21 protein-coding genes are annotated in these 19,522 nt (G+C 63.4%); 14 read left to right on the forward strand and 7 right to left on the reverse strand.

Annotated elements, in window-relative coordinates; genetic code table 11:
• Positions 1-28: 28 nt before the first annotated feature.
• The gene (locus OUZ30_RS07040) at positions 29-475 is read right to left on the reverse strand and encodes a DUF2147 domain-containing protein (RefSeq protein ID WP_266181517.1); all 447 of its coding nucleotides are present in this window, start codon (positions 473-475) and stop codon (positions 29-31) included.
• A gap of 147 nt (positions 476-622) precedes the next feature.
• Here OUZ30_RS07040 and apbC point away from each other — a divergent pair, with 147 nt between their 5' ends.
• The 3 genes from apbC (at position 623) to OUZ30_RS07055 (ending at position 3,215) form a co-directional block, all read left to right on the forward strand.
• Positions 623-1,711: an iron-sulfur cluster carrier protein ApbC gene (gene apbC / locus OUZ30_RS07045; protein ID WP_266181518.1), complete on the forward strand. Its 1,089-nt coding sequence runs from the start codon at positions 623-625 to the stop codon at positions 1,709-1,711.
• 338 nt (positions 1,712-2,049) lie between these two features.
• Positions 2,050-2,616 (forward strand): dCTP deaminase, encoded by a 567-nt coding sequence (gene dcd, locus OUZ30_RS07050; RefSeq protein WP_266181520.1) that lies wholly within the window; start codon positions 2,050-2,052, stop codon positions 2,614-2,616.
• Positions 2,617-2,750: 134 nt separating this feature from the next.
• Positions 2,751-3,215 carry a hypothetical protein gene (locus OUZ30_RS07055; protein WP_266181521.1) on the forward strand — a complete coding sequence of 155 codons (465 nt, stop codon included), beginning with the start codon at positions 2,751-2,753 and terminating at the stop codon, positions 3,213-3,215.
• A gap of 61 nt (positions 3,216-3,276) precedes the next feature.
• On the opposite strand, the gene OUZ30_RS07060 is transcribed toward OUZ30_RS07055, so the two are convergent.
• Together OUZ30_RS07060 and OUZ30_RS07065 are read right to left on the reverse strand one after the other, a co-directional pair.
• Complete coding sequence (locus tag OUZ30_RS07060; protein ID WP_266181522.1) at positions 3,277-3,696, reverse strand: HIT domain-containing protein; 420 nt, start codon at positions 3,694-3,696, stop codon at positions 3,277-3,279.
• Positions 3,693-4,364 (reverse strand): dienelactone hydrolase family protein, encoded by a 672-nt coding sequence (locus OUZ30_RS07065; protein ID WP_266181523.1) that lies wholly within the window; start codon positions 4,362-4,364, stop codon positions 3,693-3,695. The genes OUZ30_RS07060 and OUZ30_RS07065 overlap by 4 nt, the downstream gene beginning before the upstream one ends.
• A 103-nt stretch (positions 4,365-4,467) precedes the next feature.
• Here OUZ30_RS07065 and rimO point away from each other — a divergent pair, with 103 nt between their 5' ends.
• The 4 genes from rimO to OUZ30_RS07085 all read left to right on the forward strand — a co-directional run bounded on the left by rimO (position 4,468) and on the right by OUZ30_RS07085 (position 8,368).
• Complete coding sequence (gene rimO, locus OUZ30_RS07070; protein ID WP_266181524.1) at positions 4,468-5,787, forward strand: 30S ribosomal protein S12 methylthiotransferase RimO; 1,320 nt, start codon at positions 4,468-4,470, stop codon at positions 5,785-5,787.
• 22 nt (positions 5,788-5,809) lie between these two features.
• Positions 5,810-6,613 (forward strand): DUF3025 domain-containing protein, encoded by an 804-nt coding sequence (locus OUZ30_RS07075; protein ID WP_266181525.1) that lies wholly within the window; start codon positions 5,810-5,812, stop codon positions 6,611-6,613.
• Between the two features lie 140 nt (positions 6,614-6,753).
• Positions 6,754-7,743: a phosphate/phosphite/phosphonate ABC transporter substrate-binding protein gene (phnD, locus tag OUZ30_RS07080; RefSeq protein ID WP_266181526.1), complete on the forward strand. Its 990-nt coding sequence runs from the start codon at positions 6,754-6,756 to the stop codon at positions 7,741-7,743.
• A gap of 103 nt (positions 7,744-7,846) precedes the next feature.
• Entirely contained in the window at positions 7,847-8,368 is a 522-nt protein-coding gene (locus OUZ30_RS07085; protein WP_266181527.1) for a hypothetical protein, read from the forward strand.
• Here OUZ30_RS07085 and greB read toward each other — a convergent pair.
• Together greB and OUZ30_RS07095 are read right to left on the reverse strand one after the other, a co-directional pair.
• A complete protein-coding gene (gene greB / locus OUZ30_RS07090) occupies positions 8,362-8,859 on the reverse strand; it encodes a transcription elongation factor GreB (protein ID WP_266181528.1) in 498 nt (165 codons plus the stop codon). The genes OUZ30_RS07085 and greB overlap by 7 nt on opposite strands.
• Positions 8,856-10,115, reverse strand: a complete 1,260-nt coding sequence (locus OUZ30_RS07095; protein ID WP_266181529.1) for a tetratricopeptide repeat protein — start codon at positions 10,113-10,115, stop codon at positions 8,856-8,858. Before OUZ30_RS07095 ends, greB begins: the two co-directional genes overlap by 4 nt.
• 274 nt (positions 10,116-10,389) lie before the next feature.
• On the opposite strand from OUZ30_RS07095, the gene OUZ30_RS07100 reads away from it, so the two are divergent.
• The gene (locus OUZ30_RS07100) at positions 10,390-11,883 is read left to right on the forward strand and encodes a transglycosylase SLT domain-containing protein (protein ID WP_266181530.1); all 1,494 of its coding nucleotides are present in this window, start codon (positions 10,390-10,392) and stop codon (positions 11,881-11,883) included.
• Positions 11,884-11,972: 89 nt separating this feature from the next.
• On the opposite strand, the gene OUZ30_RS07105 is transcribed toward OUZ30_RS07100, so the two are convergent.
• On the reverse strand, positions 11,973-12,407 hold the full coding sequence (locus tag OUZ30_RS07105) for a hypothetical protein (protein ID WP_266148610.1): 435 nt from the start codon (positions 12,405-12,407) through the stop codon (positions 11,973-11,975).
• 147 nt (positions 12,408-12,554) lie between these two features.
• Positions 12,555-13,400: an archaetidylserine decarboxylase gene (gene asd, locus OUZ30_RS07110; protein ID WP_266181531.1), complete on the reverse strand. Its 846-nt coding sequence runs from the start codon at positions 13,398-13,400 to the stop codon at positions 12,555-12,557.
• An 887-nt stretch (positions 13,401-14,287) separates the two neighbouring features.
• Here asd and prmB point away from each other — a divergent pair.
• The 6 genes from prmB (at position 14,288) to OUZ30_RS07140 (ending at position 19,429) form a co-directional block, all read left to right on the forward strand.
• Positions 14,288-15,214, forward strand: a complete 927-nt coding sequence (prmB, locus tag OUZ30_RS07115) for a 50S ribosomal protein L3 N(5)-glutamine methyltransferase (protein WP_266181532.1) — start codon at positions 14,288-14,290, stop codon at positions 15,212-15,214.
• A 9-nt stretch (positions 15,215-15,223) separates the two neighbouring features.
• On the forward strand, positions 15,224-15,790 hold the full coding sequence (locus OUZ30_RS07120) for a GNAT family N-acetyltransferase (RefSeq protein ID WP_266181533.1): 567 nt from the start codon (positions 15,224-15,226) through the stop codon (positions 15,788-15,790).
• Positions 15,791-15,825: 35 nt separating this feature from the next.
• Positions 15,826-16,914: a chorismate synthase gene (gene aroC, locus OUZ30_RS07125; protein ID WP_266181535.1), complete on the forward strand. Its 1,089-nt coding sequence runs from the start codon at positions 15,826-15,828 to the stop codon at positions 16,912-16,914.
• 59 nt (positions 16,915-16,973) lie between these two features.
• Positions 16,974-17,993 (forward strand): 2-hydroxyacid dehydrogenase, encoded by a 1,020-nt coding sequence (locus OUZ30_RS07130; protein WP_266181536.1) that lies wholly within the window; start codon positions 16,974-16,976, stop codon positions 17,991-17,993.
• Between the two features lie 120 nt (positions 17,994-18,113).
• Positions 18,114-19,142: an aspartate-semialdehyde dehydrogenase gene (locus OUZ30_RS07135; RefSeq protein WP_266181537.1), complete on the forward strand. Its 1,029-nt coding sequence runs from the start codon at positions 18,114-18,116 to the stop codon at positions 19,140-19,142.
• Positions 19,142-19,429, forward strand: a complete 288-nt coding sequence (locus tag OUZ30_RS07140) for a hypothetical protein (RefSeq protein ID WP_266181539.1) — start codon at positions 19,142-19,144, stop codon at positions 19,427-19,429. The genes OUZ30_RS07135 and OUZ30_RS07140 overlap by 1 nt, the downstream gene beginning before the upstream one ends.
• The last annotated feature ends 93 nt before the right edge of the window (positions 19,430-19,522 follow it).

Genomic DNA, 19,522 nt, shown 5'->3' on the forward strand with positions numbered 1-19,522 from the left:
GCCCGGAGGGAGCGGGCGTTGCCAGGTATTACTGCTGGCGTTCCCACACCTGGCTGCGGCCAAGCAGCGAGAAGCCGATGTAGCCGCGTACGGTGAGCTTGGCGCCGTTGTCCTCGGTCTGCAGCTTGACCTTGTAGACCTTGCCGGTCTTCGGATCGAGGATCTTGCCGCCGTCCCAGACATCGCCGTCCTGGTGCACGCCCCACATGATGTTCATGCCTTCGACCGGCTTGTCCTTGCGTTCGCCATCGCAAGCCTTGCAGGTCGGGTGCGGGCCTTCGTCGGACTGCAGCACCTGCAGCACGGTCGCCTTCAGCTCACCATTGTCATTGGTGATCTGCACGATGGATTTGGGCTTGCCGGTGACATCATCAATCGTTTTCCAGGTACCCACCGGCGTGTTTTCTGCGGCAAACACCGCGCCGGCACCCAACAAGAGACCCGTAGCAACAGCAAGGCGGAGCAGTGACTTCATGAGTGATCTCCCGTACGAAAGAGTATGGACTGGAGCCTGACCGACGCCGCGCGAAGCCGTCAAGCTGCATTGCGCAAGGCTGGCGAGGATGGGTTGGCGGCGTGGACTGGCATAATAGAAACCCCCACATGACGGTCCACATTCTTTATGACGCAGGCGAGCGAAGCCCTGGTCCGCCACATTCTCGGCGCTCTTGATGATCCCCACACCGGCGCTCCGCTGGCCGATGCCGTGCGCGCGATCGGCGTGGATGGCGAGCGCGTTTCGGTGGATATCCAGCTGGGTTACCCCGCCGCTGGCGCCATCGACGCCATCACTGCGCGCGTCAAGCAGGCGCTTGAGGCCGACCCGGCCATCGCGTCCGCGTCGGTGTCGATCGGCACGCGCGTGCATGCCCATAAGGTGCAGGGCACGCTGGCGCCGCTGCCCGGTGTGAAGAACATCATCGTGGTCGCCTCCGGCAAAGGCGGCGTGGGCAAGTCCACTGTATCGGCCAACCTGGCGCTGGCCCTGGTCGCGGAGGGCGCCAAGGTGGGCGTGCTCGACGCGGACATTTACGGTCCCAGCCAGCCCCGCATGCTCGGCATCAGCGGCAAGCCGCAATCACCGGACGGCAAGACCATCATCCCGATGCAAGCTCACGGCCTGCAGGCCATGTCGATCGGTTTCCTGGTGGACGAAGAGACGCCGATGATCTGGCGTGGCCCCATGGTCACCCAGGCCATGATGCAGCTGATCAACGACAGCCGCTGGGAGCAATTGGACTATCTCATCGTCGATCTGCCCCCGGGCACCGGCGACATTCAACTCACCCTGTCGCAGAAGGTGCCGGTGGCCGGCGCGGTCATCGTCACCACGCCGCAGGACATTGCCCTGCTGGACGCGCGCAAGGCGCTGAAGATGTTCGAGAAAGTGGACGTTCCGGTGCTAGGCGTGGTGGAGAACATGGCCACCCACGTGTGCTCGAACTGCGGCCACGAGGAACACATCTTCGGCGAGGGCGGTGGTGTGCGCATGGCCGAGCAATATCACGTGGCCTACCTGGGCTCCTTGCCGCTGGATATCCGCATCCGCGAACAGGCGGATGGCGGCACGCCGACCGTGGTGGCCATGCCGGATTCCGATCTGGCCGCCCGCTACCGCGAAATCGCCCGCAATACGGCCGGGCGGTTGTCGCGGCAGCCGCGCAACAAGTCGCTGGGGCTCGGCAAGATTCTGGTGCAGGGCGCGCCGTAGGCGGGAGCTGGTCCATTCCGGCAGGTGCTAGCCGCGCGACCCACGTGTGGCCTCACCGTCATTCCCGCGAAGGCGGGACAAGCCCGAAGCGCGCAGCACGCTCGCAACTCCCCTCACCGTCATCCCCGCTTCCGCGGGGATGACGGTGAGGGGGGCGAGTTTGCTGCGCGCTTGTCTCGCGTTCGCGGGGTAACGGTCAAGAAGCTGGCCGGAGCCGAAGCCCGACATGACCAATGACCCAGTCTCAGCTCCAACGACTGGCGGTCACACCGCCATTTCCGCTATTTTCCGAGTCTTTATGCCGGCCGCCATGGCGGCCACCCCCTCCGGGAGTTCGAGTGAGCATCAAATCCGACAAGTGGATCCGCCGTATGGCGGAGCAGCAAGGCATGATCGAGCCGTACGAGCCCGGGCAGATCAAGGTGCGCAACAACACCAAGCTGGTGTCGTACGGTACGTCCAGCTACGGCTATGACGTGCGTTGCGCGCGCGAGTTCAAGATCTTCACCAATATCAACTCGACGATCGTGGACCCGAAGGCGTTCGATCCTTCCAGCTTCGTCGACGTCGAGGCGGATGTGTGCATCATTCCGCCCAATTCGTTCGCGCTGGCGCGCACCGTCGAGTATTTCCGCATCCCGCGCAAAGTGCTGACCATCTGCCTGGGCAAGAGCACCTACGCGCGCTGCGGCATCATCGTCAACGTGACGCCGCTGGAACCGGAGTGGGAAGGCCACGTCACCCTGGAGTTCTCCAACACCACGCCGCTGCCGGCAAAAATTTACGCCAATGAAGGCGTGGCGCAGATGCTGTTCCTGGAGTCCGACGAGGAATGCGAAACCAGTTACAAGGACCGTGGCGGTAAGTACCAGGGCCAGCAGGGCGTGACCCTGCCGCGGACCTGATCGCGCTCACTGGCGGCGTACGTCTACAACTCAATTCGTCACACACCTGAATGGATGCCGTCCGGATCGGCTGCGATGATCCGTCCCGGCGCTACACTTCCATCGTTCACAACGATTCTTTGCAGGAGATCCGCATGATCCGTTTTTCCACGCTGCTGTCCCGTGCGGCTGCAGCCATCCTGCTGGGCAGCATGCTGGTGCTGGCCGGTTGCCACAGCGGCAGCACCAAGGACAAAGTGCGCACGGCTGATATGAAGAGCCAGTTCGACACGGTGATCCAGGCTTACAAGAGTGGCCAGTTCGTGGTCGATGGTGCCGTGCTGTCGGCACTCGACACGGGTAGCCATTTCGCCTACCTGAAGGACCAGGGCAAGCTGCCCAAGACCATCCTGCTTGAGCCCAGCGACGATTCGAAGATCCGCAAGCAGCACCTGCAGTACATGGCGCGCCTGCAGATCGACTATGGCTTCACCGTGTACTACGACGATGGTGGCGAGCTGAAGAAGATCAGCGTCATCGACACCAAGGCGCGTGACCTCGAAGACTACAAGGCACCGCCCAAGGCTGCTGACGCACCGCCGCCGCAGCAGCACCACTGATCGTTGCCTGTATAAGGAAAAGCCCGCGGAGCGATCCGCGGGCTTTTTTCTTTTCTGGGCTCTACAGCACGCGTAGCTCGTTTTGCAGTCGCCCAAGCATCTGCTCGAGCTCTTGAGGTTCGTAGTGCTGCGCCGCGCCGCTGCCCCAGACCGGACCCGGCCAGGCCGAATCGCCTTGGCGGCGGCCCACTACGTGCACATGCAGCTGACGCACGATGTTGCCAAGCGCGCCGAGATTGAGCTTGTCGAACGCAGCGATCGCGCGTAGGGCTTGCGCGGCGCGATGTGCTTCCAGCCATAGCGTGGTTTGCTCGGCGGCGGCCAGGTCGCAGATCTCGACCATGCCAGCTCGACGCGGTACCAGCACCAGCCAGGGAAAACGTGCATCGTTCATCAGCAGCACGTCGCAGAGGTCAAGCGAGGCCACATGACGCGTATCCGCGCGCAATCGCGTGTCGATGACGAAGTCGCGTTCGCTCATGCGCCGTGCGCCAGATGCTGGTCGAAGAACGCCAGCGTGCGCTGATAAGCGAGTTTTGCACTGGCTTCGTCGTAGTGATCGCCCACGTCGCGGTTGAAGGCGTGGTCGGCTGGGTAGGTGAAGATTTCCATCTGCGGCAGCAACTCGCGATGCTTCTGCACCATGGCGGGAGGAATGGACTGGTCGAGTTCACCAAAATGGAACATCACCGGGGCTTGCAGCTTTTCGCCCAGAAACGGCACATTGCGGGCACCGTAGTAACTCACTGAGGGCAGACCCAGGCGGATCGCCGAAAGCAGCGCCACGGTGCCGCCCCAGCAATAACCCACCGTGCCGACACGACCTGCGGACGCGATGGCTTCCGCCGCGCTGGCAACGTCCTCCACGGCCCGGTCCAGACCCAGCTCCGCCACGAGCGCCTTGCCGCGCGTGTAGCCGGCCTCGTCGTAGCCCAGTTCCACGCCCGTCTCAAGATGGTCGAAGAAGCAGGGGGCAATGGCCGTATAGCCCGCCTCGGCGAAACGATCGGCGACGCTGCGTACGTGCGCATTCACGCCGAAAATTTCCTGGATGACCACGATGCCGCCCTTCGGTCTGCCGGCCGGCTGGGCCAGGTAGGCGCCGATGCACTGCATGCGCGTCGTGTTGAGATGGATGCTCTGACCCATGGCGGTTCTTCCCGGATTGGCGATGGACGATTCTAGCCATTCAGAGAAAACCCCTGGCCTCACGTATAATGGTCCGTTTTCCGCATAGTTACGGTCACTCGGCATGTCACAAGCTTCGCCCAAAGTGGGATTCGTCAGCCTGGGTTGCCCCAAGGCGCTGGTCGATTCCGAGCGCATCCTCACCCAGCTAAAAGTCGAGGGCTACGAGATCGTGCCGAGCTACGGCGCTGCGGATGCTGTAGTGGTCAATACCTGCGGCTTCATCGATGCGGCGGTGCAGGAATCGCTCGACGCCATTGGCGAGGCCCTGCACGAGAACGGCAAGGTCATCGTCACCGGTTGCCTCGGCAAGCGCGCGGACCTGATCCGCGAGGCTTACCCGGACGTGCTCGCGATTACGGGCCCGCAGGACTATGCCAGCGTGATGAGCGCGGTGCATGCGGCATTGCCGCCCAAGCGCAATCCGCTGCTCGACATCATTCCGGATACTGGCATCAAGCTCACGCCGAAACACTATGCGTATCTGAAGATTTCCGAAGGCTGCAACCACCGTTGCAGCTTCTGCATCATCCCCTCAATGCGCGGCGACCTGGTCTCGCGTCCGGTCGACGAGGTGCTGCTGGAAGCCGAACGCCTGGTGAAGGGCGGCGTGAAGGAACTGCTGGTGATCTCGCAGGACACCAGCGCTTATGGCGTGGACGTGAAGTACGCCGAACGCCAGTGGCGCGACAAGAGCTATCGCACGCGCATGACCGAATTGTGCGAAGGCCTGTCGGAGCTGGGCGTGTGGTCGCGGCTGCACTACGTCTACCCGTATCCGCACGTGGACGAAGTGATGCCGCTGATGGCGGCGGGCAAGATTCTTCCCTATCTCGACATCCCGTTCCAGCACGCCAGCCCGCGCATCCTCAAGCTGATGAAGCGCCCCGGCAATATCGACAAGACGCTGGAGCGCATCCGCAACTGGCGCAAGGTGGTGCCGGATCTCACGATTCGCAGCACCTTTATCGTCGGGTTCCCTGGCGAGACGGATGCGGAGTTCGAAGAGCTGCTCGACTTCCTGCGTGAAGCCGAGCTGGATCGCGTCGGTGCGTTCGCCTATTCGCCGGTGGATGGCGCCAAGGCGAACGAACTGCCGAACCCGGTATCCGAGGAGCTCAAGGAAGACCGCCTCGAGCAGTTCATGGCCGTGCAGGCGGAAATCTCCGCCGCCAAGCTGCAGCGCAAGATTGGCCGCACGATCAAGGTGCTGGTGGATGAAGCCGGCGCTGAGGGTGCGGTGGCGCGTTCTGCCGCCGATGCGCCGGAGATCGACGGTGTCGTGCATATTGCCGGTGGCCAGTCGCTCAAGCCCGGTCAGTTCGTCGACGTGGTGGTGGAAGACGCCGACGAGCACGACCTGCACGCGCGCCTGGTCGGCTAAGCCTTGATGCGATGAGGGCGTGATGCGATACGTCGCGCCTGCTCGCGGAAGCATCGATCCCACGGCATTTATGCGCCTGCCGTTGGCGGACTGGCAGGCGCCCGCCGAATGGCTGCTGGGTGAGCACTGGCCGTCCATCGACGTGCTCAACGCCGCCCGTTCCGCCGCGATGCACGAACGCTTCGTGGCGCAGACGCTGAGCTTGCTCAATGATGGCCAGCATTACGAGCAACGCATTGCCACGCACGGCGAGATCGCCACGCGTGAATGCAACTGGCATGACCTGTTCAACGCCGTCATCTGGTTGCGTCATGCGGCGCTCAAGCGTGCACTCAACGCCCAGCAAGTCACTGAGATCGCCGAAATGGGAACCAAGCTGCGTTCGCGGCCGCAATACGCCATGACGCATTTTGATGAGGCCGGCGTGATCGTGGTCCTGCGCGATCGACGCTTGCTCAAGCTGTGGGACGCGCACGACTGGCACGGGTTGTTTTGGCGCGAACGTGCGGCATGGCTCGATGGTCGCGCCTCGGTCGAGGTCTTTGGCCACGCCTTGCTGGAGCACGCGCTGACGCCGGACAAGCTGCTGGTGGGCAAGGCCCTGGTGTTCCTCGGCGGAGCCGACGGTGGCAAGGCGGCTGCGGTCTGTGCGGACGCCATCGCCGCGGGGAAGCTGCTTCGCGACCCGCTGGAACTGCGGCCGTTGCCGCTTTCAGGCCTTCCGGGCTGGCATCCGGACAATGGCAACGAGGCCTTTCACCGGGCTGCTGCCTGCTACCAGCCGCGTCGTGCGGGACGTGAATACCCGCGGCCAGGCTGTCTTTAGCTCAAGAACTTACGAAATATAAAATTGCGGTGGCGCGGCGATCGCGCTACAACGCCACTAGCGGCAAAACCGCTTTGGAGCAGGCAATGGACATGGCTTGTCGGGCGCGCTCGGGGAAGGGATGGGGTGGATCATGCAGGATGAGCCTGCTGATCTGCCTGCTTGCTCTTGGCTGGCCGTTGCATGCCGAAGGTGGCGCCCCGATCAAGATGCCGGTCGCCATTCGGTTCGGCATCCTGCCGGTCGGCAATGCCGCTGAATCACGCGAGCAATGGCAGCCACTACTGCAGGATCTCGAAAAAAGACTGGGGCGTCCGGTCAATATCGTATCGGTCAGCAGCTATGCGGGACTGTCCGGCGCGATCAAGGATCAACGCGTGGACATTGCGTTTCTATCGGGCCGGTTGGCCACTGAAGCGATCGAGCATCAGCACATGAGCGTGATCGCCCAGTTCGTGCGCGGCGATGGCGGCAAAGGCGACGTTGCCATACTCGTCGTGCGTGCGGATGGTCCCATCAATGACCTCAAGGACCTGCTCGCCAGGCCGGGACACTGGCGTTACGCGCGCGGCGAGATGCTCTCCGTCGCGGGTTATGTCGCGCCGGAGGCTGAGGTGTTCGCTTCGCGGGGGCTCAACTCGGACACTTTTTTCGCTGGCGTGCGCGTGGGCAATCATCAAAATAATGCATTGGCCGTGGCCAATGGCGAAGTCGATGTTGCGACCAATGACAGTCCCGACCTCGACCTGTTCCGCCAGGATTTTCCCGATGAGGCTTCGCAACTGAAGGCGATCTGGCGATCGAGGCCGCTCCCTTCCGAGGTGCTGGTCGTCCGTGATGCGATGCCCGCACCCATTCGCAACGCATTGATCGGGTTCATGAGTGGCTACGGGCATTCCCCCGGTGCTGCAGGCGAGCGTGAACGCGCCAATCTCGCACGCATTCCGGCTTTGACGGGCTTCGCGCCGGCGGATAACAGGGTACTGCAACCTTTTGTCGATATGGAGTTCTTATTGATACGGGAACAGGCCCAGCATGGCCAATGGGTCAATGAACACGCGCGGGAAGCGCGCTTGACCCAGATCGACGCGGACTATCAGAAAGCCCTGCGCGATCTGCTACGGCACTGAGCCGGCATGTAGCTGGCGGGCGCTAAGGGATGATCCGAGGCGTTCAACGACGGTGTCGCACTTTCGGGTACGCCGGTCTGATTTCAATCTGATGGAGATATCGATGTCCGCTTTTGATCGTGTTCTACGCGCGTGCTGCCTGGGTTTGGTAGTGGTCGCGCTTGGCCTCAGTTCGGTGGCCCATGCGCAGATGGCGCCATCGGGCTTGCCCGATGCAGACAAGCAGCAAATCAAGAATTACACGTTAAATGAAGACATCTTCAACCGCCTGGTCGCCGCGACGAAAGAGGCTCGTGCCGAAGGTATTGCACCCAGGGGGGCGCCAGATCCGAGCAAGGTGCACAGCCTGGACGATCTTGCAGCGCAGGCGATGGCGGGGGATCAGCGCATTCCAGCACTGGTGAAGAAGTATGGTTTTACACCACGCGAGTTCATGCTCGCCAACATCGCGCTGACGAACGCCATCCTCGCCGTGCAGGCGCGCAGTGATCCAGCGCTGGCGAACAACCTCAATCCGGTGTGGGTCAATCCGGGCAATATCCGCTTCATCGACACCCATCAGGCCGAAGTTACGGCCTTGATGCAGGGTGGCGCTGACCACCCGGCCAATGGCCAGGCTCAGTAGTCCACCGCCACGATGACGAAGCGGGTCGGCCCGCCGGGCAGTTCCGCTTCAAATTCATCGTCGAGCCGTTTTTTCAGCGCGGCGCGTGCGAGCGGCGAATCGATGCTGATCCAGCCCAGTTTGGCGTCAGTCTCATCCGGGCCCACGATGCGATAGCGAAGGCTCTCGCCGGACGCGGCGTTTTCCAGTTCGATACTGGCGCCGAAGAACACCGCCTCGCGATTGGCCGGCGCGCCCTCGGCGACCTTGAGCGAAGGAATGCGCTTGCTCAGGTAGCGCACGCGCCGATCGATCTCCCCGAGTTGCTTCTTGCGGTAGGTGTACTCCGCATTCTCCGAGCGGTCGCCCTCGGCGGCGGCGGCCGCCAGCGCCTTCACCACTTCCGGGCGCAGCGTATGCCAGAGATGATCGAGCTCGGCCTTGAGTCTTTCGAAGCCTTCCCGCGTGATGATCGCGGTGGATGTGGGCGAGGGTGGGCGCCAGCGGCTCATGCGGATCTGGTGTGCTCGTGCAGTTGTTGCGACAACGCGTCAAACTCGCCGCGCAAGGGGTGATCTGGCCAGGTGGCCACCAGTCTACCAAGCAACACGGCCGCTTCGGCTTGCCGGTCCGGCATGGCGGTCAACAGGCGCGCTGCCAGCAATCCGTAGTGTGGGGCCTCGGGCGAACGCGGCCACCGCGCAAGAAAACCGCGAGACAGTCGCAGCGCAAGGCGATTCATGCCGGATCGCGCGGCGAGCTCCGCCAGCGGTCCCGCGGTGGTGGGATCATCCGGTACGAAGTGGCTATCTAGCTCCATGCATTCCTGCGCAATGCCCAGCGCGCGGCGTGATTCGCCATTCGCCATCAAGGCAGCGATCCAGATCTGGCCGTGCACCAGCAAGGCATCGCGCAAGCCTTCCTGGCGCAGCAGATCGCGGTAGGCCTGGTGCAGCGACGGTGGCGCACCGCGATGCTGCAGACGTGCCGCCAGCATGCCGAGCGCGGCGCGGCGGTCGCTGGATGCGATGGCCTGAACGTCATGCAGCAATTGCGCGTCCTCGTTCTGGCCGTTCTCCGCGGCCAGTGTTTCCGCTTCTGGCATCAGGCCGAAGCGTTCGTGGTGGGTGTGGATCATCGCGCCCATCAGGTGCAGGTTGAGGATGATCAGATAGGTATAGGCGAACGCGAACAGCGGCAGCGACAACAGTCGAGGCAACAAGCTTGTGGCTGCCGATGCACCCACGATCAAGGCGCCGGTCGCAAGATTCAGCCCCACCGGAATCAGATAGGCCGCGCCGAATCGGCGCATCACCTCCCACCAGGTCACCGGGCTCAAGGCCAATTCAATGCTGCCGTCGAAAGCCAGCGACATGTCGATGGCGGGCAGGGTGATGGCGAACAGGATCATCAGTGGCCACACCGCGGGCGGATAGAGCACGCCGCTGAGAACGCATAGCGCCACGGCGAACAGATGTACTGCCGTCAGGCCGCGTCCCGCTGCAGGATTCTCGTCGACACCGATATTCGTCGGATCGGCATAGCCGTTGGCCGTGTGCAGCATGCAGGTGGCCGCATAGCGCCAGGTGGCGGTCCACAAGGCAAACGTGGCGAACACGCCGATAAACGCCGGCAGGATCACCGCGTAATGCGCCAAGGCCAAGGCGGTGCACGTGGCCAGGCCCGCTCCGCGCAGTGGATAGCCGAAGCCCGCGATGAAGCGTTCAAAAAAAGGCGTGTCAGGCGAGACCGTAGCGACGCGGGTCATGGATGGCAGTCGCTCAACGCTCGCCCCCAAAGACGCTACATGGCACAACGGGCATGAGGCAGACGCTGGTGCATTCGTAGCGGCCGATCAAGGTGTCATGCATGGCGTTCCGTCCGGTGGTTGCGTGGTCATTGTAGCCAAGTGGACGCAGGGGCTCGGTGGCCTTCACGTTTTCGTCGCAGCGTTGGCTGTCGATGCAAATAGCGTCTGCGAGTTGAGTCATTGACCCCGTGCGCAGTAATGTCGGCCCTTCGATCCGACAGTGAAGTCGTCCATGTTCCCCCGTGCCTTCCCCCATACCCTGCGCCTGGCTCCCCTGGCCGGCGCCGTCTTGTTGCTTACTGCATGTGCCTCAACCGGCAAAGGCCCCACGCCGCAAGCCAATCAGCTCTACGCGCAGCTCGACCAGGCCAGCAAGGGTTATGAAACCGCCCTGGCGCAGGCGCGGCAGGGTAATGCGGCCGCAGCGCAGCAGACGCTGGATGCATCGCTCGATCAGCTGAAGGCTGCCGCCGCGCATTGCGACAAGACGCCTGGCTGCGATCCGCAGCGTTTCTTCTCGGCGTTTGATCGACTGCTCCGTTTGAAGGATGGCAATTTCTCCGTGGGCGACGACATGGACGCCATGAATGACGAAGCGCCGGAGGGAAGCGTCGCTGCCAAGTCGGGCGCGGCCAGCCTGCCCGAGGCACAACGCAGCGTCACCTTGCTGCGCGGACAGCCGCTTTCCCAGTTGATCGCGATGAACGGCCCGGTAAAAGCAGCGCTGGAAATGTGGCTGACCCAGTGGCGTCCCAACTTGATGGATGCCTATGTCAACTACCAGTTCCTGCGTCACCAGATGTGGCCGCCCTACGAGCGGGCGGATCTGCCGGAGGCGCTGCTGTTCGGCATTCTCGCCAAGGAATCGGGCGGCAAGGTGCACGCCGTGTCGCGCTCCGGCGCGGCGGGGCCGTTGCAGTTCATGTATGCGACGGGCATGCGTTTTGGGTTGGGCATGGAAGACGGATTCGACACCCGCTTCGATCCCGCCGAAGCGGCCCGTGCCAATGCCGATTACCTCAATGAGCAGCTCGGGGTGTTCAACAACAATCTTGAGCTGACCATTGCCGCGTATAACGGCGGCGAAGGTCGCATGAAACGCCTGGTCGGCGACGACACCTCGGTCAGCCTGTACGACCCGCGCATCTACAACCAGCTTTCGCAGGAGACGCGCGACTACGTGCCCTCCGTGCTCGCAGCGGCGTGGCTGTTCCTGCATCCGGAAAGTTACAACCTGCGCTTCCCCCGCGTGGACGGTGTCGCCGGCAGCGTCACGCTCAAGCGGCCGACGTCGCTGACCGAGTTGACGGTTTGCCTGGGCTCGGCCGGCGGCATGAGTGATGGATGGTTCCGCACCTTGCGCAACCTCAACCCGCGCCTGGATCCGCAGGTGGCGCAGCCTGCGGGCACGCGCGTCGTGGTTCCCAGGGTTCTGGAAAAGCCGTTCGAAGCGCGTTGCACCGATGGCCCCTGGCCGATCCTGGCCAATGACCTGCATACGGCCGTGCTGCCCGTCGTGCCGTCCACGCCGGCACCCCCGGCACCGGTGGCGCGATCGTCGAGCACAACCCGGACGCGCGGCTACGTGGTCAGGCGGGGCGATACCCTGACCAGCATCGTGAACAAGCTGGGTTGCTCCTCGATCGAGGAGGTGACCGATATCAACGACCTCAAGCATCACCAGCTCAAGCCGGGGCAGACCCTGAAGCTGCCGACCTGTCGATGAGCAGGCTTCGGCAAGCGTCATGATCTTGTTCGGACAAAGAAAAACGCCGCCCCTGGGGCGGCGTTTTTCGTTCCACGGAGCATGACCGGTCAGGCGGCGGCAGGTGCCTGCATCCACTTCTCGACGGTGTCGGCGCGGTGGTCTTCCTTCAACTCGCGTAGCACGCGCATCAGCTGGCGGTGATGCGGTTGCAGGTTGGGGTACGGCGTGTCCTTGGTCTCGTGATAGGCCGCGGCGAGCCACAGGGCGATACCACGCATGGCCACTTCCGGATTGTCGGAGCGGGCTCGCGCAAAGCCGATATCGGTGCCTTGGCCCCAGGGCAGGTAGCGTTCTTCTGGCGGCGTCCCATAGAGATGCGGAAAGTCGCTGCGTGCTGCCTGCCCAATTTCACGCAGCGCCATGGTGCCGAGTCGAGAGCGGCTGCGCTTGGGTAGTTCGTTGATGCTGTGCTCAATCTCGCGAAATTGCCGGCCCAGCTGCCGGCCGCGGTTCATCGCAATAAGTCGGGTCACGATGCGCACGGGCTGTCCTCGGTCTGACCACGGTTGGCGCGCACACGGCGCTGTCGAGCCGGGATGTTAATCGCGCTCACGATGGCATTGCGCCAAAAAGGTCACAAAACGACGCGGTGCGTCAGCATCCCGTCAAGATTTTGACGCGATGGCCGGTCAGCCCTGGAGCTGGACGCCCAGCCGCTGGCCTACCTTCACTGGCTCTTGCGACGCGAGTCCGTCGAGTTCCGCCATGCCTTCCGGGAACAGCAGGATCACCGTGGAGCCCATGTTGAAGCGGGCCATTTCGGCAAAGCGCTCCAGCGCAATCTTCTGGCCCGTGAATGACTTGCGTCGAATCGAGGAGGCATAGGGCGGGATCACCAGGCCGTCCCACACGGTGGCCACGCTGGACACCAGGACGGCCCCCACCATGACCACGACGAAGGGACCATGCTCACCCTCGAAGTGACAAACCAGTCGCTCGTTGCGCGCGAACAGGCGCGGAATCGCCTCCACCGCGAACGGTGCCACGCTGAAGATGCGGCCGGGCACGTGCACGGTTTCCTTCAGCGTGCCGGCAAGCGGCATGTGCACGCGGTGGTAGTCGCGCGGCGACAGATAGATGGTGGCAAATCGACCGTTGCGGTACGGCACGGCGCTGGCCTCGTCGCCCAGCAGTTCTGCCGCGGTGTACTCCTGGCCCTTGGCCTGGAAGATACGGCCGTCGACGACCTTGCCCAGTTGGCTGATCTTGCCGTCGGCCGGCGAGAGCAGGGCGGTCGGGCTGGCGTCCGCGCGACGCGCATCGGGCCGCAGCTTCCGCGTAAAGAACGCATTGAAGTGCTGGTAGGCCAGTGCATCGGGCTGCGCTGCCTCGGCCATATTGACCTGGTAATTGCGCACGACAGTGCTGATCAGGAAGTCCTTCCACGGCTTGAACGTCCAGCGCGTGGCCCAGTAGACCACCCGCGACAGGGCGCGATGGGGAAGGAGGTATTGCAGGAGTACGTTGAAGGTCATCCCGCAAGTATGAACGATGCGCGCAATTATTACGCCTCGGGCTCGCGTCTGCTCCTTCTCGCCGTTGGGGAGCAGGTTGGGATGAGGGGTGGGTGCTCGCGACTGCGCGACAACTGAGCGCTATCGCCAGGGTGCCGCTTACGCAGCGGGCGTTTCGATCGCCTGCCGGCGCTCGAGTCACTTTTCTTTTGCTGGCCCAAAAGAAAAGTAACCCAAAGAAAACGGCCTCTAGAGCTGGTAGCACTCCGTCAGATAGAAGCGTTGGAAGGTTCCCGTGACTAGGGAACTGACTGCCCACGGCGCGACACCGCGGCTACCCCGCAACGCGCCAAGGCGATGAGGACTTAAGGCAGGCTCGGCCGACGGTCGAGACGCTGGCGGTATCCCAATACTCAGATGGCCATCCGATCATCGACGCCTTAAGCCCTCTACGCCATGGCGCGTTGCGGTGTAGCCGCTGTGTGTCGGCCGTGGGCCGCCACTATTTCGGCTGGCCACGCCCGTCAGGCTCGTATCCCGCGCCATGCTATGAGCTCTTTAGGCCACTACTTTGGGTTACTTTTCTTTTGGGCCAGCAAAAGAAAAGTGACCCGGACCGCGGCAGCGGTTCGGAACGCCCGCTGCGTAAGCGGCACGCTGGCCACATCGCTCGATCAACGCGTGATGGCAAGCCCCGCCCCTCATCCCAGCCTTCTCCTCGAGGGGGACAAGGAGCAGAAGGGAGCGACTCCGCGATCGAGCAGGCCGTCGGAACGCCTGTGTTGCGTCAGTGGCGAACAGGCCGTGACCCGACAACCAAGCGCACCAGGCTAGGCCCGCACCGGGCCACAGCGGCCCCCGGCCCCGCACCGGCTATACTTTGCGACCCCCAAAGACCAATAACCGCCGTGACCCACGAACTCGCCTCCATCATCGACTTCATCCGTTACGGCGCCAGCCGCTTCTCGGCGGCCGGGCTCACTTTCGGTCATAGCCATGACAACCCCATCGACGAGGCCACCCATTTGGTGCTCGCCAGCCTGCACCTGCCGCCGGATATCCCGCCGGCCTATGGCGCGGGCAGGCTGACCACCGAAGAGCGCGAGCGCGTGCTGGCCTTGATCGAGCGTCGCGTCACCGAGCGTCTGCCGGTGGCTTACCTGGTCGGCGAAACCTGGTTCGCCGGCTTGAAGTTCAAGAGCGATCGCCGCGCCCTGGTGCCGCGTTCGCCGATCGCCGAGTTGATCGAGTCGGGCTTCGCGCCGTGGCTGGATCACCGTCATGTCGAGCGGGCGCTGGACTTGTGCACTGGCTCGGGCTGCATCGGCATTGCGATGGCCGAGTACAACCCGGATTGGCAGGTCGATATCGTCGACATCAGTGACGATGCGCTGTCGCTGGCGCGCGAGAACATCGTGTTCCAGCACGTCGAAGGTCGCGTCGAGGCCGTCAAGTCCGACCTGTTCAACGGGCTGAAGGGGCGCCGCTACGACCTTATTGTCTCCAATCCGCCTTATGTCACCGAAGACGAGTACGCGGCGCTGCCAGGTGAGTACAGCCATGAGCCCAAGCTTGGCCTGACCTCGGGTGACGATGGTTTGGATATCTGCGTGCGCATGCTCAACGAGGCGGCCGATTACCTCACTGAGGATGGTTTGCTGATTGTCGAAGTGGGCGAGAGCGAGCACGCGCTGGCGGCCTTGCTGCCGGAAGTCCCGTTCGTATGGATCGAATTCAAGGTGGGTGCGATGGGCGTGTTTGCGCTGGAGCGGCGCGATCTCATCGAGCATGCCGCAGCCATTCGTGAGGCGGCGGCCGCTCGCCAGGGCCGCTGATTCATTACGGTGGAACTGGGCACATCCCGTCTTCGCATCGACGCCTTGCACCTCGAAGACGCAGATGCCCTGTTTCGCTATCGCGCCGATCCGCAGGTGGCGCGTTACCAGGGCTGGCGGCCGGATTCGCTGGCGGACGCCCTGGGCTTCATCGGAATCCAGGTCGGCCTGGCTTCACCCTCGCCGGGATGCTGGTTCCAGCGCGCCATCCGGTTGCGCGATGACGGTTTGCTGATCGGTGATCTCGGCCTGCACCTTTCCGAGGGCCGCCAAGTCGAGTTCGGGATCAGTGTTTCGCCAGCGCACCAGGGGCAGGGCTATGCCCGCGAGGCCATGGCTGCCGTGCTCGCCTACGTGTTTGGCAGGTTGCATGCGCATCGCGTGCACGCGTCCGTCGACCCGCGCAATCTGGCTAGCATGGCGCTGTTGCGCGCACTGGGATTGCGCCAGGAGGCCCATTTTCGCGAGTGCTTGAGGATTCGCGGTGAGTGGGTGGACGATGTCGTGTTCGCCCTGCTGGCAAGCGAGTGGCAGGGCGCGCGGCCCGAAGGCGCATCCTCGAGCGCATCGCGCTAAGCTGTGCGGGTTTCCGTCCAGACGTCCAGAGCCTCGTGTCCAGCAATTCCTTCGGCAAACTCTTTACCGTCACCACCTTCGGCGAGAGCCACGGACCGGCCATTGGCTGCGTGATCGATGGTTGCCCGCCGGGCCTGGCCATTGCGCCTGAGGAATTCCGCGCCGATCTCGATCGTCGCGCCACCGGCAAGAGTCGGCATACCTCGCAGCGACGCGAAGCCGACGAGGTGGAAATCCTTTCCGGCGTGTTCGAGGGTCGCACGACCGGCACGCCGATCGCGCTGCTGATCCGCAACACCGATCAGCGCAGCAAGGACTACGGCGATATCGCCGAGACGTTCCGCCCCGGGCACGCCGATTACACCTATTGGCAGAAGTACGGCATCCGCGATCCGCGCGGTGGCGGGCGTTCATCCGCGCGCGAGACCACCATGCGCGTGGCCGCCGGCGTGATCGCGAAGAAGTGGCTGGCCGAGCGTCATGGCGTGCGTGTGCGCGGCTACATGGCGCAAATCGGCGAGATCACCCCGGGCACCTTCGATTGGGACGTGGTCGAGCAGAATGCCTTCTTCTGGCCTGATGCCCATGAGGTATCGGCGCTGGAGTCTTATATGGATGCCTTGCGCAAGTCCGGCGATTCGGTGGGCGCCCGCGTAAATGTGGTGGCTGAAGGCGTGCCACCAGGCTGGGGCGAACCGATCTACGGCAAGCTGGATGGTGACCTGGCCGCCGCGTTGATGTCGATCAATGCGGTGAAAGGCGTGGAGATCGGCGATGGCTTCGCGGTAGTCACGCAGCACGGCAGCCAGCATCGCGATGAAATGGCCTTGGACGGCTTTACGTCCAATCATGCTGGCGGCATCCTGGGTGGCATCAGCACCGGTCAGGCGGTGATCGCATCCATGGCGCTCAAGCCGACCTCCAGCATTCTCATTCCTGGGCGTAGCGTGAACCTGGCCGGCGAGCCGGTCGAGGTGGTTACCAAGGGGCGTCACGACCCTTGTGTCGGTATCCGCGCCACGCCGATTGCCGAGGCGATGGTGGCGCTGGTGCTGATGGATCACGCTCTGCGTCATCGCGCGCAATGTGGTGACGTGGGTGAGGTAAGTCCCCGCATCCCCTAAGTTACGTGGGCGTACGGCCTTGATGGCTCGCCCCATGCAGAGAGCTTGAAGTAACGCTGATGATCGCCAAACCGAAAGTCTGGGTCGCGCGCCCCCTGTTTCCCGATGTGCTGGCGCGTCTGGCCGAATATGTCGACGTGCAGGCCGAGGCAGTGGAGCGAAAGCACAGCGCAGCGGAACTGCGGGAGAAGCTGGCCCATGTCGATGGCGCCTTGATTGGGCTGTCGGATCGGATCGACGCTGCGGCGCTCGAGGGCAACCATCGGCTCAAGGTGGTGGCCAATCTTGGCGTCGGCTTCAACAACCTCGATCTCGATGCGATGACCAGGGCCGGCGTGCTCGGCTGCAACACGCCCGACGTGCTGACCGAGAGCGTGGCCGACTACGCCTGGGCCCTGATGCTGGCGGCGGCCCGTCGCGTGGGTGCGGCAGAACGCTGGCTGCGGGCAGGGCAGTGGGCGGGCAGTCAGATGCGCTTCGATGACTGGCTGGGCGTCGATGTGCACGGCCGGACACTGGGCATTCTTGGCATGGGTCGCATCGGCCGGGCCATTGCACGGCGGGCCGTCGGCTTCGACATGCGGGTGATCTATCACAACCGCTCGCGGCTGCCCGAGCCGGTCGAGCGCGAATACGGTGCCACCCTGGTGGCCAAGCCCGAACTGCTGCGCCAGGCGGACCACCTGGTACTGGTGCTACCTTTTACGGCCGCGAACCGGCACGCGATCGGCGCTGAGGAGCTGGCTCAGATGAAGCCTTCGGCGGTGCTGGTCAATATGGCGCGGGGTGGCATCGTGGATGATGCGGCGCTGGCGGCGGCCTTGCGTGATGGCAAGCTGGCGGCAGCCGGCCTGGATGTCTTCGAGGGCGAGCCAGTCGTGCATCCGGACCTGCTGGCGTTGGACAATGTGATACTGAGCCCGCATATCGCCAGCGCAAGCGAAGATACGCGCCGCTCCATGGCCCGGGTGGCGGCCGATAATGTCATCGCTGCCCTGGGTTACGGTGAGGCGGCCGGAAAGCCGCCGACGCCGCTCAACCCGGCGGTAATGAGCCACTGGGCAACACGTAAAGCGTGACGATATTCACGCCCGGGCGTGTCGCAGGTTGTTTTGCGCGCCGTCCCGGCTAGATTTCCGTTAATGCGGAGATCGGCGCCGTCGGGCGGTTTTCCGATTACTCCTACCTGATACCGGAATATGAGCAAGAAGAGCAGTTACAAGGTGGCAATGGTTGGCGCAACAGGCGCCGTGGGCGAGACCTTGCTGGCGATCCTGGCCGAGCGAGAATTTCCGATCAGCGAGCTGGTGCCGCTGGCCAGCGAGCGCTCGGCGGGTGAGAAGATCACCTTCGACGGCAAACCGGTCACGGTACGCAATCTTGCCGACTACGATTTCGACGGCGTCGATATCGCGTTCTTCTCGGCCGGCGGTTCGGTCAGTCGCGAGCATGCGCACCGCGCGGCGGCGGCGGGTGCGGTGGTCATCGATAACACGTCCGAATTCCGTTACCAGGACGATATCCCGCTGGTGGTGAGCGAGGTCAATCCGCACGCCATCGCCGAATACACCAATCGCGGCATCATCGCTAATCCAAACTGCTCCACCATGCAAATGCTGGTTGCGCTGGCGCCGATCCACCGTGCCGCCGGCATCGAGCGCATCAATGTGGCGACCTACCAGTCGGTGTCCGGCGCCGGTCGTAGCGGCATGGAAGAGCTGGGCAAGCAGACCGCGGCGATGCTCAGTTTCCAGGACGTCGAGCCCAAGAAGTTCTCCAAGCAGATCGCCTTCAACGTGATCCCGCACATCGATGACTTCCAGCCCAACGGCTACACCAAGGAAGAAATGAAGATGGTGTGGGAGACGCGAAAAATTCTCGAGGACGACACCATCCAGGTGAATCCGACAGCCGTGCGCGTGCCGGTGTTCTACGGCCATGCCGAAGCCGTGCACGTGGAAACGCGCGACAAGATCACCGCGGAACAGGCTCGTGCACTCCTGGAGCAGGCCGAAGGCGTCGTCGTGATGGACGAGCGCAAGGCTGGCGGTTATCCCACCCCGGTAAGCGACGCCGCGGGCAAAGATCCGGTTTTCGTGGGGCGCATTCGCGAAGATATTTCTCACGAGCGCGGGCTGGACCTGTGGATCGTCGCGGACAATATCCGCAAGGGCGCGGCGCTCAATGCCGTGCAGATCGCCGAGTTGTTGATCCAGGATTACCTGTAATGAAGGGCATGCTGTCCGGGTTGGTGTGGTGTGTGCTGGCGCTTGCTGCGCCAGTCCGGGCAGCAGATGTCCAGGCGGCAGGCCCGGTGAGGGACCCCAAGCAGGTGGATCGTGAGATCGCCACCCAGGCGGTCAAGGTCAAAGAGCTGCAAAATGGTGTCGAGCGGGAGGAATCGCGTACGCACCAAAACGATGCGAAACTGAAGCAGCAGGACCAGGCCATCGCCGACCTGCAACAACAACTCAGGTCACTCAAGGGTACGCCACAGGGGGGCGGTCATCTCTAAGTGGGCAGGGCGCATCCGGGGCGCCTTTCCAAGCAAGAACAAACCGTAGCAAGATGTCGTAAGCATTGGCCAGCGCTATTGTTGATTGGCCTG

The organism is Dyella humicola, from assembly GCF_026283945.1.
Lineage (GTDB): Bacteria > Pseudomonadota > Gammaproteobacteria > Xanthomonadales > Rhodanobacteraceae > Dyella > Dyella humicola.

Bases quoted from the DNA above. Each gene is read 5' to 3' on its own strand.
- OUZ30_RS07040 (WP_266181517.1), bottom strand. From the start codon at position 475: ATGAAGTCACTGCTCCGCCTTGCTGTTGCTACGGGTCTCTTGTTGGGT.
- apbC (WP_266181518.1), top strand. From the start codon at position 623: ATGACGCAGGCGAGCGAAGCCCTGGTCCGCCACATTCTCGGCGCTCTT.
- OUZ30_RS07055 (WP_266181521.1), top strand. From the start codon at position 2,751: ATGATCCGTTTTTCCACGCTGCTGTCCCGTGCGGCTGCAGCCATCCTG.
- OUZ30_RS07060 (WP_266181522.1), bottom strand. From the start codon at position 3,696: ATGAGCGAACGCGACTTCGTCATCGACACGCGATTGCGCGCGGATACG.
- OUZ30_RS07065 (WP_266181523.1), bottom strand. From the start codon at position 4,364: ATGGGTCAGAGCATCCATCTCAACACGACGCGCATGCAGTGCATCGGC.
- rimO (WP_266181524.1), top strand. From the start codon at position 4,468: ATGTCACAAGCTTCGCCCAAAGTGGGATTCGTCAGCCTGGGTTGCCCC.
- OUZ30_RS07075 (WP_266181525.1), top strand. From the start codon at position 5,810: ATGCGATACGTCGCGCCTGCTCGCGGAAGCATCGATCCCACGGCATTT.
- phnD (WP_266181526.1), top strand. From the start codon at position 6,754: ATGAGCCTGCTGATCTGCCTGCTTGCTCTTGGCTGGCCGTTGCATGCC.
- OUZ30_RS07085 (WP_266181527.1), top strand. From the start codon at position 7,847: ATGTCCGCTTTTGATCGTGTTCTACGCGCGTGCTGCCTGGGTTTGGTA.
- greB (WP_266181528.1), bottom strand. From the start codon at position 8,859: ATGAGCCGCTGGCGCCCACCCTCGCCCACATCCACCGCGATCATCACG.
- OUZ30_RS07095 (WP_266181529.1), bottom strand. From the start codon at position 10,115: ATGACCCGCGTCGCTACGGTCTCGCCTGACACGCCTTTTTTTGAACGC.
- OUZ30_RS07100 (WP_266181530.1), top strand. From the start codon at position 10,390: ATGTTCCCCCGTGCCTTCCCCCATACCCTGCGCCTGGCTCCCCTGGCC.
- asd (WP_266181531.1), bottom strand. From the start codon at position 13,400: ATGACCTTCAACGTACTCCTGCAATACCTCCTTCCCCATCGCGCCCTG.
- OUZ30_RS07130 (WP_266181536.1), top strand. From the start codon at position 16,974: ATGATCGCCAAACCGAAAGTCTGGGTCGCGCGCCCCCTGTTTCCCGAT.
- OUZ30_RS07135 (WP_266181537.1), top strand. From the start codon at position 18,114: ATGAGCAAGAAGAGCAGTTACAAGGTGGCAATGGTTGGCGCAACAGGC.
- OUZ30_RS07140 (WP_266181539.1), top strand. From the start codon at position 19,142: ATGAAGGGCATGCTGTCCGGGTTGGTGTGGTGTGTGCTGGCGCTTGCT.